Annotated in this window: 19 protein-coding genes; 7 read left to right on the top strand and 12 right to left on the bottom strand. The window is 35.0% G+C overall.

Annotated features, from left to right (window positions below):
- Positions 1 to 288: 288 nt before the first annotated feature.
- From V7149_RS01985 to V7149_RS01970, 4 genes are all read right to left on the bottom strand, one after another.
- Positions 289 to 1143 carry a malate synthase gene (locus V7149_RS01985; protein ID WP_335343988.1) on the bottom strand — a complete coding sequence of 285 codons (855 nt, stop codon included), beginning with the start codon at positions 1141 to 1143 and terminating at the stop codon, positions 289 to 291.
- 649 nt (positions 1144 to 1792) lie between these two features.
- Positions 1793 to 2209, bottom strand: a complete 417-nt coding sequence (locus V7149_RS01980; RefSeq protein ID WP_335343987.1) for a hypothetical protein — start codon at positions 2207 to 2209, stop codon at positions 1793 to 1795.
- Positions 2210 to 2344: 135 nt separating this feature from the next.
- Complete coding sequence (locus V7149_RS01975) at positions 2345 to 2914, bottom strand: replication-relaxation family protein (RefSeq protein WP_335343986.1); 570 nt, start codon at positions 2912 to 2914, stop codon at positions 2345 to 2347.
- The gene (locus V7149_RS01970) at positions 2862 to 4160 is read right to left on the bottom strand and encodes an FtsK/SpoIIIE domain-containing protein (protein WP_335343985.1); all 1299 of its coding nucleotides are present in this window, start codon (positions 4158 to 4160) and stop codon (positions 2862 to 2864) included. Before V7149_RS01970 ends, V7149_RS01975 begins: the two co-directional genes overlap by 53 nt.
- A gap of 290 nt (positions 4161 to 4450) precedes the next feature.
- On the opposite strand from V7149_RS01970, the gene V7149_RS01965 reads away from it, so the two are divergent.
- Both V7149_RS01965 and V7149_RS01960 read left to right on the top strand, forming a co-directional pair.
- Complete coding sequence (locus V7149_RS01965) at positions 4451 to 4675, top strand: helix-turn-helix domain-containing protein (protein WP_335343984.1); 225 nt, start codon at positions 4451 to 4453, stop codon at positions 4673 to 4675.
- Positions 4676 to 4691: 16 nt separating this feature from the next.
- Positions 4692 to 4844, top strand: coding sequence for a hypothetical protein (locus tag V7149_RS01960; protein WP_335343983.1), 153 nt, complete (start codon positions 4692 to 4694; stop codon positions 4842 to 4844).
- Positions 4845 to 4883: 39 nt separating this feature from the next.
- Here V7149_RS01960 and V7149_RS01955 read toward each other — a convergent pair whose 3' ends face one another.
- Entirely contained in the window at positions 4884 to 5123 is a 240-nt protein-coding gene (locus V7149_RS01955; RefSeq protein WP_335343982.1) for a YolD-like family protein, read from the bottom strand.
- Between the two features lie 2 nt (positions 5124 to 5125).
- Positions 5126 to 5344 (bottom strand): hypothetical protein, encoded by a 219-nt coding sequence (locus V7149_RS01950; RefSeq protein ID WP_335343981.1) that lies wholly within the window; start codon positions 5342 to 5344, stop codon positions 5126 to 5128.
- Between the two features lie 104 nt (positions 5345 to 5448).
- Between V7149_RS01950 and V7149_RS01945 the strand changes: the two genes are divergently transcribed.
- From V7149_RS01945 to V7149_RS01925, 5 genes are all read left to right on the top strand, one after another.
- Positions 5449 to 5778, top strand: a complete 330-nt coding sequence (locus V7149_RS01945; RefSeq protein WP_335343980.1) for a YolD-like family protein — start codon at positions 5449 to 5451, stop codon at positions 5776 to 5778.
- A gap of 10 nt (positions 5779 to 5788) precedes the next feature.
- The gene (locus tag V7149_RS01940; RefSeq protein ID WP_335343979.1) at positions 5789 to 7054 is read left to right on the top strand and encodes a DinB/UmuC family translesion DNA polymerase; all 1266 of its coding nucleotides are present in this window, start codon (positions 5789 to 5791) and stop codon (positions 7052 to 7054) included.
- A gap of 143 nt (positions 7055 to 7197) precedes the next feature.
- Positions 7198 to 9063 carry a DEAD/DEAH box helicase gene (locus V7149_RS01935; protein ID WP_335343978.1) on the top strand — a complete coding sequence of 622 codons (1866 nt, stop codon included), beginning with the start codon at positions 7198 to 7200 and terminating at the stop codon, positions 9061 to 9063.
- A complete protein-coding gene (locus V7149_RS01930) occupies positions 9064 to 9378 on the top strand; it encodes a hypothetical protein (RefSeq protein ID WP_335343977.1) in 315 nt (104 codons plus the stop codon).
- An 87-nt stretch (positions 9379 to 9465) separates the two neighbouring features.
- Entirely contained in the window at positions 9466 to 9759 is a 294-nt protein-coding gene (locus V7149_RS01925; protein ID WP_335343976.1) for a hypothetical protein, read from the top strand.
- Positions 9760 to 9777: 18 nt separating this feature from the next.
- Here the strand turns inward: V7149_RS01925 and V7149_RS01920 are convergent, their stop codons facing one another.
- The 6 genes from V7149_RS01920 to V7149_RS01895 form a co-directional block, all read right to left on the bottom strand.
- Positions 9778 to 10614, bottom strand: a complete 837-nt coding sequence (locus V7149_RS01920) for an N-acetylmuramoyl-L-alanine amidase family protein (RefSeq protein ID WP_335343975.1) — start codon at positions 10612 to 10614, stop codon at positions 9778 to 9780.
- A 14-nt stretch (positions 10615 to 10628) separates the two neighbouring features.
- Positions 10629 to 10862, bottom strand: coding sequence for a holin (locus V7149_RS01915; RefSeq protein ID WP_335343974.1), 234 nt, complete (start codon positions 10860 to 10862; stop codon positions 10629 to 10631).
- Positions 10862 to 11158, bottom strand: coding sequence for a hypothetical protein (locus tag V7149_RS01910; protein ID WP_335343973.1), 297 nt, complete (start codon positions 11156 to 11158; stop codon positions 10862 to 10864). The genes V7149_RS01915 and V7149_RS01910 overlap by 1 nt, the downstream gene beginning before the upstream one ends.
- 98 nt (positions 11159 to 11256) lie before the next feature.
- Positions 11257 to 11622, bottom strand: a complete 366-nt coding sequence (locus tag V7149_RS01905) for a hypothetical protein (protein WP_335343972.1) — start codon at positions 11620 to 11622, stop codon at positions 11257 to 11259.
- Between the two features lie 238 nt (positions 11623 to 11860).
- Entirely contained in the window at positions 11861 to 12169 is a 309-nt protein-coding gene (locus tag V7149_RS01900; protein WP_335343971.1) for a hypothetical protein, read from the bottom strand.
- Positions 12170 to 12410: 241 nt separating this feature from the next.
- Entirely contained in the window at positions 12411 to 12698 is a 288-nt protein-coding gene (locus V7149_RS01895; protein WP_335343970.1) for a DUF5316 domain-containing protein, read from the bottom strand.
- Positions 12699 to 12839 lie beyond the last annotated feature (141 nt).

The raw sequence follows: 12839 nt of genomic DNA, 5'->3' as shown, positions 1-12839 counted from the left end.
ACTCTTTGCTTGGACTTTTTTCTCGCTCTGTCATTGTATCGGTAATGTAGTTTTGGAATAAACTTGGTAAGGGCCTGAGGAAAACAGCCAATTATTAATATTAGATATTGGCAATGTTCTTTTCAAACAAAAAAGCAGTTGGTATAGATTTTTCTATATCAACTGCTTTTCTATTATACCAACCCAACCCCGCGACCGCTCCACAATAGCCAGGCACTGTTCGCCATTAGTGAAGGATGGGAAAAATGTGTCAGTCCCCTGTCATTCTTATTATCAATGGGCTAACGTCTAAATACGCATAAGTGCGCCATTAGGCTTTGGTAACTCTTGATCTGTTATCTGATTCATTTTACAAAAATGTTCAAAAAATTGTTGTCCCAGCTCTCGTTCCTTTGGGTCACTTTTCAATGAAACTATATCAAGCAAAATTTGAGCCATCCATAAATTATCAAAATAACGATATTTACCTGTATTCCATGTCATTTTGTGGGGGAATTTTCCATTTACATAATACTTCCAAAAAAGCATCTGATCCGATTCCTGTTCTGTAAGTTGGAGTCTGTATTTTGAATGAGCAGGAATATATCCATCTTCACAGAGCTTACCGATAAAATTTTCATTCACCATATAGACACCTAAGATACGTCTGTCTTTTTCAGGCATGCTTGGATCTATTGCCGTTAACAGGACAACGCTATTTTGGTGCAAGCGGATGGGTTTGTTTGGCTTCCCCTTGTTATTACCACTTTTTATTAAGCCTGAAAAAACCTTCCACTCCGAAAAAGAACTATTCTGTTCTTCTGTGTCACACCAAAATACCATTTGTGATTCGGGATGAAGTTTATGATTTTTCATCAATTTTTCATGTTCCAAACGAAGTTCCTGGTTTTTTTGTTGTAGCTTTTTTTCCTCTTCCTTCTTCCATTCTTCCTCCTTTCGTTCCATTTCCTTTTTTTGTATTATTTTTTCTAGTGAATTAGCAATACTTTTATCATGTAGTGTTAAGTGTTTCCCAAATACATCGGGGAAAACAAACTTTTTATTTTCCGATGCGAAATGTATTTCAATACTAGAATCATTATGATTAACTATACTCCCCATGCCAAAACGCTTGTGTGTAACTTTCTTATTGATTAGATTCATTATTCTAGTCCTCCTTGTAGAATAAAAACTCGGTTACTATTAGATAGTAAATTGATAATTTTATTCAACTAACTTCCTTTAAAGCTCACACGACTGTTTGATTTTCCTTCGGTTTAAAAAAGGATATTAAAAAAACGTATCCATAATTCTATCTGCAAAAAAACACAGCAGAATTCGGAATACGATTTAAAAAACAATTATAAGACTATTATAACATTTCTTGAAAATATTACAAACTTTCTTATTGACAACACATTTTATTGTGAGGTAAAATGAAATTTTATTCTCTGTACTTGCTTGAAATAGCTATGAAATAAAGGCCTCCCAAAAGTCGCGAAACTTCTAGAAGGCCCCTATAAATAACACTTGTTATTACCGGTGATAAGTGGATTGATTCCACGATTAAACTCTTATCTAACCCTTATCCCTTATCGGGAACCTGCTTTTTCTTTTAAAACTATCTGCGATACTACCTCTACATGCATCGTTTGCGGATAGCCCTTTCGTTGTTTTTCATCACGTTTCGCAAAAGAATAACCAATAGGAACATCAATGAAATATAACAATTAAATTTTTATAGATTTTTATAGCCTTTTGGCGAATTAGTGGTTAATGATGTGGTCATGTGGTCAATTCCACGTGACCTTTATTATACAGCATTTCCGACTTGTTTTAGTACATTTAATATTAATGGAGAAACTTGAATAAGTACATAACCCAACCCAGCATTTTGAATCATGGTCCATCCCTTTTCTGCATTATTAAACATAAACATAAAACATGCACCAACTATAATAACTGAGGCTATTGGAAAACTTAGTGCAACTAATATGTCCACTACTGGATCGAGTACATGGGCTAACATGGACAGAGTTTGCTCCCCCATCCATTCTTTAGCTGTTGCTGGTACTACCTCAGCCGCATATACGGGTTTAGCCATAATTAATGGTATCGCAATTGTTGTTCCTACTCTTTTGACTATTTTACCAAGGTTTTTCTTTCTTTTAGGCTGCCTATAATCACACGACATAAATTCACTAATTGACATTGTTTGTACCTTTGCCATCTCAATCACCCTTTCTTTTTAGTGTTTTTTCTTTTCTTTTTGATTTTGTTCTTCTTCTTTTTCTGCTTTAACCCGTAATCAATCGCTAATAAACCAATCTGTAACGCTGCATTCTTCCAGGACATAATATCCCTCCTATTTAATTTCATTCCACAAATACACTTTGCAGTCCATTTCCTTGCACAGATCCGCAATTCTCTTTTTTCTGTAAGGGGTGGTTGTCACCCAAACTAATGCAAATTGTGGATTATATGTGGATAACTTTTTATATCTTTTAATCTTTTGGATATTTTTTGACATGGATTGTTTATAATCGATTTCTACAAAATGATGGAGTTTATTGAAGATGTAGGCTGCATCTGCTATGAGGGATATGTCATTTACGGATACTTTTACTTCGTTCTTCCAATTTGAAGGTCGACCTTTGGTGATGTATAAATCATTTCTCATTAAAAAGTGATTTACCTGTGGTGTTTTCTTTCTGATCTTTTCAGCTTGCACCATTTCTCGACCAGCTGCATTTAAGTAGTAGATTTTCTTTTTTTCTTCATTAAAGTAGGAAATATATTCACTTAAGCTAAACAGAATCCGTTGAGCGTTACGAGTTTGACCAAGGTTGTGCATTTTTTGCAACTGTTCCCTTGAAAGATAATCACAGTTCTTCAAGCTTAAAAGTATTTCCTCCACTCTTTGTTGTTTCTTCAATGATCAACTCCTCCCTTCGAGGTTTTATGGTGATATGAGGGGCAATCATCTTTTCTATTTGATCATTTTCAATAAATGGAGTTTGAACTATTCGAACTCCATCTGGTGTTTTATAAATAGCACGACCAGGTACTTCTAGTTTTTCTGCACCTGATTCATCCAGCACTACTCTTGATGCAACCGCATCCCTTAGCTTATAAGTAATAACTGTATCGCAATTCTGCTTGATCTGCTTATTCATGACATCTGCTGTCGGGTATTGGCTGCAATAAATAAGCCTGTATCCTAACCCGGCCCCTATTCTAGCTATTTCCGAAAGCGTTTCTTCACATTTGCGTGCTTTTTCCTTTTCTTCTTTCCCCGTGATGATGTTGGGCGAGATTTGCGCTGCTTCATCAACGAAAATGAAATGTCTAGTATCAATCCCAGCTTCTTTAATATCTTCGGAACCATTCTTATCAAACCAACATTTCATTTGGTCCATCTCACTTTTTACCTTTTGCAATGCTGATAAAGCCTCATCTAAGTTTGTAGCAACCTCCTGCACTTGTTTAGCATTTTTAAAACGGGTGAACGCTAAACCGCCTTTTAGATCAATGAGTGTTAGCCTTGTATTTTCGGGTTGTTGGTGTATTAATGATGTAATTATGATCTTTAAGAGAACTGTTTTTCCTTTTCTTGTCGCCCCTGCTAATGTGATGTGGCCACGTTCCATATCATGATTTACAAAGCCAAATCTGGTTTCCCCAAGAGGAATTTCCCAATCAATGCATTCTCCTAGCATACCTAAGTTGAAATTAATCTTATTTGGAATATGTCTATCTAAAACTTTGATATTGAGCATTCCATCATAATTTAATTCGATATCTTTATCCGATACATAACGATCCCTTAATATTTGCTTAATTTGAGGTAAAAGCTTTTCTTTAAAGTCCATTTGTACTAACCTTCTAAAGTTTATTGGTTTTTTTCTATTATTAAGACCATCCCTTAAATGCTCAATCTTCTTCTCGAAATCGGTCAAAGACATACCTAGTGGAATGCGATATACATATTCCGTACCCCATTCATGTTTTTTCTTCCGATAAAGTTGCATGGTACGAATTTCTTTTCCTTCCTTTACATATAAGCCACAATTCAAAGCAATTTTCTTAATCTTTTCTCCGTCATCTAACTCTGATCGTTTTAAATAACTAAATCCCACCAATCCAGTAGCAAGGGAAGTTGTAACAATTTCAAACAGCATTTCATCACCCCAAATTTATTATTTAATAATAAATAGTTAACCTGACAACGAATAGATAAATAATTGGTTAACGGCTTGCTACAACTGAATTTGTAAGCTTCGCCTAATCGTTCATTTTGCGAAATTACAAACGAAGGTTTCTACGAATAAGTTAGCGAATAACTAAGTGAATAGTAGATGTTATGACATACGGCTTGTACATAATTCCCAACTTTTTTAAATCCGATCGTATAATTTTGGGATTCATGGTCAAGAATGCTGATACAACTACTTTTTGGAGGTATTAAAATATGTGGGGATTAGGCAAACCACGAAGTAAATTAGGGAAATGGATGGATCGGAATGGTTTAGACCAACAAGATTTAGCTAGGACTGCCAAGGTAAGTAAAAATACCGTTACGAAGGCATGCAACGAAAAGGATTATATTCCAAGAGCAGATGTTATGAAGAAATTATTGAAAGCAATTAGAGAGATTGAACCAAATGCAAAAATGAGTGATTTCTGGGATATGTAAATTTGAGGTGATTTAATTGACTATAGCTGATGACTGGCAAATGTTAATTGAGGATTTGCAGAAGGTAGAGATTACCCCTATTGAGGTACGAAAAGTCCTTTTGTTTTACGACTTAACGCTTGAGACACATAAAGTTGTGATGGATGGCGATCCGTTTGAAGAAAAATGAAAAGCGCCCTCGTTATTGAGGAGCGCTTTCAACTTTTAGTTACAATATAGAAACTTTCATTATGTCCATAAACGGAACTTTGGTAATGTTAGAATCCTTTTCGATATGAATTAATCTTGTGCGACTATCCATTTTTATAATCTGCCCTTGAATCACCTCTTTTTCCCAGATATCTAATATTACTTCTGATTTTTCATCATGCGCTTCTACAAGTGAATTACCAATCTCTTCTAGCTCGAATTCGTCTCTCGTTGGTCGTTTTTTCTTAACTTTAGACATAATTATGCCCCTCTCCTCATACTTCGTACTGGTCCGACCGATAAGATGTTACTTATTTTAAAGGTTCTCTGTTGCTTTCGGACGTAACAATAGGTTCTAAATGACTCCTCATTTACTGATAACACCTTAATTCTACGCTGGCTAATATTCCCCTTACAGTCCAAGTATATCATTTCTAATATTCCTCCACTTGCTGCCGCCTTTAATAGTAAACTTCTCATCAATCTGACCTCCTTTACCATAATTATACAAGGACATTTGTTCGATTTCAATTGAACAAAGAACTAATGTTCGCATATAATAAATAAAAAAGGAGATGGAATGGATGATTAAAGATCGAGGAACTATTAAATGGACCGCAATGATGCTACCAGAACATGTACAGTCTTTAAAAGAAATTATGCTAGATGAACAAAAATTGAAGAAGCCCGAACTGGATGAACAAGCAATTGAAGAATTTGAATTAACCATCTGTGAAGCAATGGAATTTCACAGAACTATTATCATTGAAGTCTTTGAAAATGGCCTTTTTAATACGATAACAGGCACCGTTCACTATATTAACCACTTGAAAAGTCAATTAATTTTAAAAGATGATCAAGATTATTTTCACCATATACCTTTCAAAAATCTAGTTAATGTACACCAAGAGTGAGGTAAACAACATGATTGACTATACCCAATTTCCAAATCGTCAAATTTTATGCATCGATATGAAAAGCTTTTATGCAAGCGTGGCTGCAGTTGATCTAGGTTTGGATCCACTTACATGCTACCTTGCGGTTGTTGGGAGTACAGACCGACCAGGTAGTGTTGTGCTTGCTGCATCGCCTAGATTAAAGAAAGAATTTGGCATAAAAACCACAAACCGCTTATTTGAATTACCGAATGATCCAAGGATTAAAGTAGTTAATCCTAAAATGGGGTTATTTATCAAAGTCTCAACAGAGATAACAAAGCTTTTTTATCGATACGTCCCCCCTAATGCGGTCCATACCTACTCAGTGGACGAATCATTTCTTAATGTAAAAGGCCTTGAAAAGATATGGGGTGAACCTGAAACAGTTGCATATATGATTCAATCTGATATAAAAAATGATTTTGGCCTACCATGTACAGTGGGAATTGGACCAAACATGTTGATCGCTAAACTTGCTCTGGATCTTGAATCTAAAAAGGCACCCAACGGCATTGCTATGTGGACATATGATGATATACCAAAGAAATTATGGCCCGTCTCACCATTAAGGGAAATGTGGGGTATCGGGAGGCGTGTGGAAAAAACGTTAAATGGTATGGGGATTTTTAATGTTGGCCAGCTGGCTAAGTATGATCTTGAAATACTTGAGAAGAAGTTTGGAATCATGGGAAACCAACTTTATCATCACGCATGGGGAATCGATCTTTCCGAAATAGGCGCCCCTATCATGCAAGGTCAGATTAGTTTTGGGAAAAGCCAAATCCTAATGAGAGATTACAAAGAGGTTAATGAAATTAAGACAGTTATTCTTGAAATGGCGGAGGAAGTCGCTAAAAGAGCAAGGGATGCCCGAAAAGCTGGGAGAACCATTAGTTTTGGTCTTGGTTACAGCAATGATGAATTCGGCGGAGGTTTCCTACGTTCAAGAACTATTGAGAATCCTACCAATATTACAATCGATATTTATAATGTGTGCTTGCAGCTGATGAAGGAAAATTACAGAGGGCAGACAGTAAGGCAAATTTCAATTTCTATAACTAAACTAGTCGATGATTACCAAATGCAGTTGGATTTGTTCGATATCAATGGATGGAAAAAACGTGAGATCGGGTATGTGGTAGATAAAATTCGAAATAAATATGGAGCTGCTTCTATATTAAGGGCGGTGTCTTTTACAGGTGCTGGTACTGCTTTGCATAGGAGTAAATTGGTTGGTGGGCATAAGGGTTAGCTTATACAAAGAAACAACTTTATATATGTATGTATAGAATGGAATTTCTAATAAACTACCAATTAAATTACTTTTTTGTTATACAAACATGGTACTATTATCATAGCACTTGTCTAAATATAGAAAAAATGGGGGGAAAATCTATGCATACATATTTTAAAAAAACTAATGCCTTTATCCAAGGAAATTTAAACCTTAGGGCTCCTCAAAGAGCAGCTTATAGAAAATTACTCAGCGCTTTTTCTGAGAATCCTGATACTCATAAAATAGTTGTTTTACCGACCGGTACAGGTAAAACAGGAGTGATTGGTATAACACCATACGGTTTATCTGAAGGAAGAGTTTTAATAATCACACCTAGTTTAATCATTAGAGAAGGTATATCTGATGATTTTGATACAAGAAGCCAATTTAATTTTTGGACTAAACGAAATGTAATTTTTGACGATAACGATTTACCAAAAGTATATCGCTATGTCGGTTATAAAACCCCCGCAGACAAAAGGAGAATATTGGGCAATTTATCAGATTCTAATATAGTTATTGCAAACATACATAAAGTTTATAGTTCTACTTCCCGGAAAGCATTGGTTAACTTACTAGATAAAGATTTTTTTGACATGATTATTATTGATGAAGCCCATCATGCAGAAGCTGACTCTTGGAAAGAGGCATTGAATCATTTTGCTGCCGATAAGATAATCAAATTAACCGCCACACCCTCACGTGCTGATAATAAACAACTTGAAGGTGATATTGTTTATGAATTTTCGTTATCTGATGCCATTAGGGATAAGTATGTAAAAAACCTTGTCGCAGAGGATTATACCAATCAAAAACTTGAATTCATAATAGATGGAGAGACCGTTAACAAAGATGAAGCACTGGAGAAAATGGACAAGAATTGGCTAACTAGAACAGTTGCATATGCACCGGAATGTAATAAAACAATTGTAGATATGAGTATTAAAAAACTTATGGAAAAAAGAACTCACGGAAATGCTCATCATCAGATAATTGCTGTTGCATGCAGTATACAACATGCGCAGGATATCATGGATTTATACAGAAAAGCAGGGTTAACAGCTGACTATGTCTCAAGTGATCGGCCAGATGAGTCAGAAAAAGTGATAATAGAATATAAAAAAGGGCAAATTGACGTTGTAGTAAACGTTAATATGCTTGGTGAAGGCTTTGATCATCCTAATATCAGTATTGCAGCGATTTTTAGACCTTTTAGAACGTTAGGACCTTATGCTCAATTTATCGGTAGAGCATTACGATCAATTCAAGAACCTCAAACTATTGAAAACATAGACAACATAGCACACGTTATCTATCATAAAGAATTAGACCTTGACGATTTATGGTTATATTACACTAAAGAGAAGGAAATAGCTGAACGAAAAAAAATAATAAGATTAGACTTTTCTCCAAAAGATTTTGAAAAAAACCTTGGTGTAGGAGAAGTTGTTACAGAAGGCGAAATAATAAGTACAACAAAAGAATTTTTATCAGACGGTGTTGGTAATCGATACATGAATGAAATTCAAGATAGTATCATTTCCTACAAGCAAGAAACAGATGAAACAATACAAAGAATGCAGGATGCCAATGTTCCTTCTAAATATATAGATGAATTTATCGAAAGCAGAAAACGTGATCTGGAACAAGACATAAATAAAAAGCGGGAAAAATTACGAGAAGATTTATTACGAGAAGAATTGCATGACGCTCATACAGAACGTATTATAGAATGTGTTGAAAAATTGTTAAGGGAAACAGGACTTGAACTTGACGGTAACGAATTACCTAATAGTACAACCAGTGCTTTCCTAAAAAACTCAGGTACAAATATTGGTTATTGCAGAAAGTATATAAATAATAACCTTAAAACAAGGTTAAAACGTGGAATTGATGAATGGGAAACTTATGATTTTGAATTGGCTGAAAAGATACTTCCTGAACTGATATCTAGACTAAAAACTAAAATCGAAGGGTTGAGTTAAATGAAAAATTCACTCGAAAAAGTGGCTAAACTGTTAATGTATGAGGGACCAAGGATTACAGACCTTATCGCCAAAGCAGTAAATGAGAAAAAACACTTCTACATTAGCAAAACGGATGGAATGGAATTGTTAACCATTGAATTTACAACAGCTTATAACACTTCTGTACAAGACAAGTACTTCTTTAACTCCGATAAGGAACTGATAAAACAATTGCTTATTATCAATACAACCGAAAAAATAATTTTTGATAAATATGCTGATGCAAAAAGTTTACTTCAGTCGATAGACTTTGAGGTAGCATACGTTTCATAAGAAGAATAAGAATATTCCACTTCACAAATCTGTCACAAGGACTTCCCTCCTATTTGCCTAATATATGGGTAAAGGAGGGATTGTTTTATGAGTCGCATGTTAGAAGAACACGAAATTGTTGATGTCATCACTAGCCCTTATACAGATAAAGCAATTGTAATAATAGGTGAAGAGAATACTTTGTTACATTTTTACGCCGCTGAAACTGACCCTGAAAATGAAGAAAATCTAAAAATAACTCAGCATCTCCAATCATTCCAATTTTTCACAAAGCAGCAAGCGGACGATTTTGCAGAGAACATTACAACTATGTCAGCACTTGAACTTATAGTAGCAACCGGCAAAGCAATATATACATTTAAAGAAGCCCCTACACATTGAGTAAGGGCTTTTTATTACTTATAAAACTTCTGCGGCTTTTGCTAAAAGAGCCTTAGATGGGGTTTCATATTTAATGTAGCCATCCATCTTAGTGACCCAATGGTTGGCACCCACATCATATTGGCCGTCATGCTTATCACGATAACCGTACACCCTGTATTGCTCATCGGGTTGTAGGATACGGACCATTTGCAATTTACCAGCTGCATCTTCGGTCCACAAATTTATTGGTTTAAGAATTGATATGCGGCCAATCTGCCCCTTTTTAAATTCCGTTTTTCCCCACATTAGGACTGATTGAGCTTTTGTCTTTAGGTTTAATGCTTGTACTAATCCATTTACATGACCTTGTGCTATTGCATTCAAAAAATCATCATCTTTGAGTAATGCTGCGTCTGCTGCTCTATCTATAAATAAAGTCTCAGACAATACAGCTGGCATATAAGACTCTCTTAACATGTGGAAGTTTTCAGCCTTTGCTTTACGGTCAACTACACCATAATCTTTAATCTCCTTCATTACAGCAGAGTGGATAGCTGCCTGTATAATCCCAGAAACTGAACTAATTGACTGTGATGAATGTCTAAAATCCTCATAGCCGGTACCGCCCCCTGCGTTAATGTGGACGGACAATAGAAAATCGGCTTTCCATTCATTCGCCATGTCTGTCCGCTGCCTAAGAGAAAGTGTCTGATCTGATTCACGGCTTAGTTTAACAAGTACATTTTCATATGATGCGAGCATCTCCTTAATTCTTTTGGAGATTGTTAATGTTAGCATTTTTTCTAACAAGCCATTGCCAACCGCGCCCGGGTCCGTGCCGCCGTGTCCAGGATCAATGAATATTTTAATCATTTCGATTCACCTTCTTATTTTTTTGTAACTATTTTTGATTGATCAAACAAACCAGAAGCTGACAAACCAATCATTAATCCAAACATAATTTTGTCCTGAAGAGTCACTACATCTACATAAAAAATACCCGCTATTATTCCAAGTAAAACGGAAACAGCAGGTAAATATTTTTCCGGCATAAAGCCCAATCTTTTTATTAATTCAGTAAGAGCCAAAACAACAGCGATTACAATAGCAATTTCAAACATTATTTATCATTCTCCTTTTCAATTTTATCAAGCCTCTTATGAGCTTGTTTGCTAGATTCCTCAACCCTCGTAACCCGTTCACTTAATGCAAGAGTCTGTTTTTCATTTGCTTTTATATCAATCCTAATCGATTCAACTCCTGCATTGATATTGTCCAATTTGGTTTTGATGACAGCAGATTCAGACGCATCTGTTCTGACATCTTTATCTCGATTACGGCTAAATGTTAAAATTCCAATCACTGCACCTAGCAAGGTACATAATAATCCAATAACTGCTACGACTTGAGTGTCCAAACTATCACCTACTTAAAATTAATAGGCCCGATCGGTTCGGGGCAAGCTTAGATCTTGATGACAATATAAAAAGAGCCCTTGAAAAGGACTCAAACCAATTAATTATTTATTACCTTCATTCCAGTTAGTATAATTTTGGCATCGCTATTTAAATAAACAATGATGTCTTCTCTCAAAAATAACTTTGCATTTTCTTTAAGCATTACCTTTATTCCTCTTAAATCAAATTTATAGGCATATGCATTAATTGCATTAATAACGGTGAGTTCCTTTCTGGATAAGGGTTCAACGCCGGAGTTTAATTGTTCTATTAGGAAATTTAGAATCACTCTTGCATTACCTTTCAGTAATTGCATTCTCCCTTCTAGAACACCAATATTTTCCTCAATGTATTTTCTTGCTGAAACATAATCAAATTCATCAACACATTGATTTATTTTATTTACCAGCTCATCCAATTTCATTTACCCATCTCCCATTCACTCTCCAAAAGTATCTCTTTTTAATAAAATGATAACCTTGTTTTTTGAATGGGTAAATAGGCATAGTTAAAAAGTATCAAAAATGTTCCCGATCGGTTCGGGGAAAACTGTGGTCATCATGAAATAAAAAGAGGACTGAATTTCTCAGTCCCCACACATTTATTAATATAACTCTTTATACACAATTACTTTTAATGCCGTTAATTCTTAGAAAAGGTAATTAATAATCTTCTAGATATAATATTCTAAATTTCAACTCGTCATTAGCATCTAAAACCCCAATGACAATCTGATTATCTTCAGTCAATGTGACATACCTTAAAGTTTCATCACCTTCGGTCATAAAGTTTGTATCCGAAGGTGTCTCCATCTTTGCAAAGACAGATTGTGTGTATTCAAGTGGAAGAATATCATCTATTCCTTCTTCCGGTCTATCGAGCCACTTAAACATGAAATCTTTCAATTTCATTTGTTCAATTATTGATAAACTTTTCTTAAATACTAGTTTGTTTGCAGTTACTTCTTTCAACTTTACCACTCCTTAATAGTAGGTAAAGTTTATACGTAAAAAATCCTAACAACAAGGATATTCTAATGACAATCGCTTTACATTTTAATTACTTGCTAAGTAAGTAGTAATATACCTGCTTTATTGCATAAAAAATACACCTCGCTGGGTGTTAGTTGCTGCACATTATTATCCGATTGCTACATAAAAAGCCAACAGGAGTCTGTTGGCTTAAACACTTTTTATTAAACTAAAGCACCCATCAGATAAACATGTAACACAATAATGAAATAACAAGATTCGGTATTCCAATCAAAGCTGAACGTAAAGTGATACTATATCGATTTCGTCTATCTTCAACTGATTCTGTTTCAAAATTTGCTCTCATACGGTCACCGCTTACCATTGAACCTGATAAAACAATTGATATGCTAATAAAAATCATGCCTATAATACCTGATATCAAATATGCCTTTTCATTCCCCCACACAACTATGGATATTAAGACACCTATTAAAGATAAAAAAATCCCTATAAATAAATATCTCATAACATCCCCTCCCTTATTTATATTACGTCAAACAATAATATAGGTTTCACTTTTCCACTATTCTGCTCCTTTAGTGAAAAGCGACTGTCCTTGTTGAACAATCTCGTCCGAAAACGACATAAAGAAAAGCACCCTTCAGGA

It is taken from the genome of Bacillus sp. JJ1503 (assembly GCF_036965125.1).
Lineage (GTDB): Bacteria > Bacillota > Bacilli > Bacillales > Cytobacillaceae > Cytobacillus.
The sequence above is the reverse complement of the archived record's forward strand: the minus strand, read 5'-3'. Positions and strand labels throughout refer to the sequence as shown.

What these genes read in the sequence shown, in the direction of transcription:
- V7149_RS01985 (WP_335343988.1), bottom strand. Translation starts at nt 1,143, where the DNA reads ATGAATCTAATCAATAAGAAAGTTACACACAAGCGTTTTGGCATGGGG.
- V7149_RS01980 (WP_335343987.1), bottom strand. Translation starts at nt 2,209, where the DNA reads ATGGCAAAGGTACAAACAATGTCAATTAGTGAATTTATGTCGTGTGAT.
- V7149_RS01970 (WP_335343985.1), bottom strand. Translation starts at nt 4,160, where the DNA reads ATGCTGTTTGAAATTGTTACAACTTCCCTTGCTACTGGATTGGTGGGA.
- V7149_RS01965 (WP_335343984.1), top strand. Translation starts at nt 4,451, where the DNA reads ATGTGGGGATTAGGCAAACCACGAAGTAAATTAGGGAAATGGATGGAT.
- V7149_RS01955 (WP_335343982.1), bottom strand. Translation starts at nt 5,123, where the DNA reads ATGTCTAAAGTTAAGAAAAAACGACCAACGAGAGACGAATTCGAGCTA.
- V7149_RS01950 (WP_335343981.1), bottom strand. Translation starts at nt 5,344, where the DNA reads ATGAGAAGTTTACTATTAAAGGCGGCAGCAAGTGGAGGAATATTAGAA.
- V7149_RS01945 (WP_335343980.1), top strand. Translation starts at nt 5,449, where the DNA reads ATGATTAAAGATCGAGGAACTATTAAATGGACCGCAATGATGCTACCA.
- V7149_RS01940 (WP_335343979.1), top strand. Translation starts at nt 5,789, where the DNA reads ATGATTGACTATACCCAATTTCCAAATCGTCAAATTTTATGCATCGAT.
- V7149_RS01935 (WP_335343978.1), top strand. Translation starts at nt 7,198, where the DNA reads ATGCATACATATTTTAAAAAAACTAATGCCTTTATCCAAGGAAATTTA.
- V7149_RS01930 (WP_335343977.1), top strand. Translation starts at nt 9,064, where the DNA reads ATGAAAAATTCACTCGAAAAAGTGGCTAAACTGTTAATGTATGAGGGA.
- V7149_RS01925 (WP_335343976.1), top strand. Translation starts at nt 9,466, where the DNA reads ATGAGTCGCATGTTAGAAGAACACGAAATTGTTGATGTCATCACTAGC.
- V7149_RS01920 (WP_335343975.1), bottom strand. Translation starts at nt 10,614, where the DNA reads ATGATTAAAATATTCATTGATCCTGGACACGGCGGCACGGACCCGGGC.
- V7149_RS01915 (WP_335343974.1), bottom strand. Translation starts at nt 10,862, where the DNA reads ATGTTTGAAATTGCTATTGTAATCGCTGTTGTTTTGGCTCTTACTGAA.
- V7149_RS01905 (WP_335343972.1), bottom strand. Translation starts at nt 11,622, where the DNA reads ATGAAATTGGATGAGCTGGTAAATAAAATAAATCAATGTGTTGATGAA.
- V7149_RS01895 (WP_335343970.1), bottom strand. Translation starts at nt 12,698, where the DNA reads ATGAGATATTTATTTATAGGGATTTTTTTATCTTTAATAGGTGTCTTA.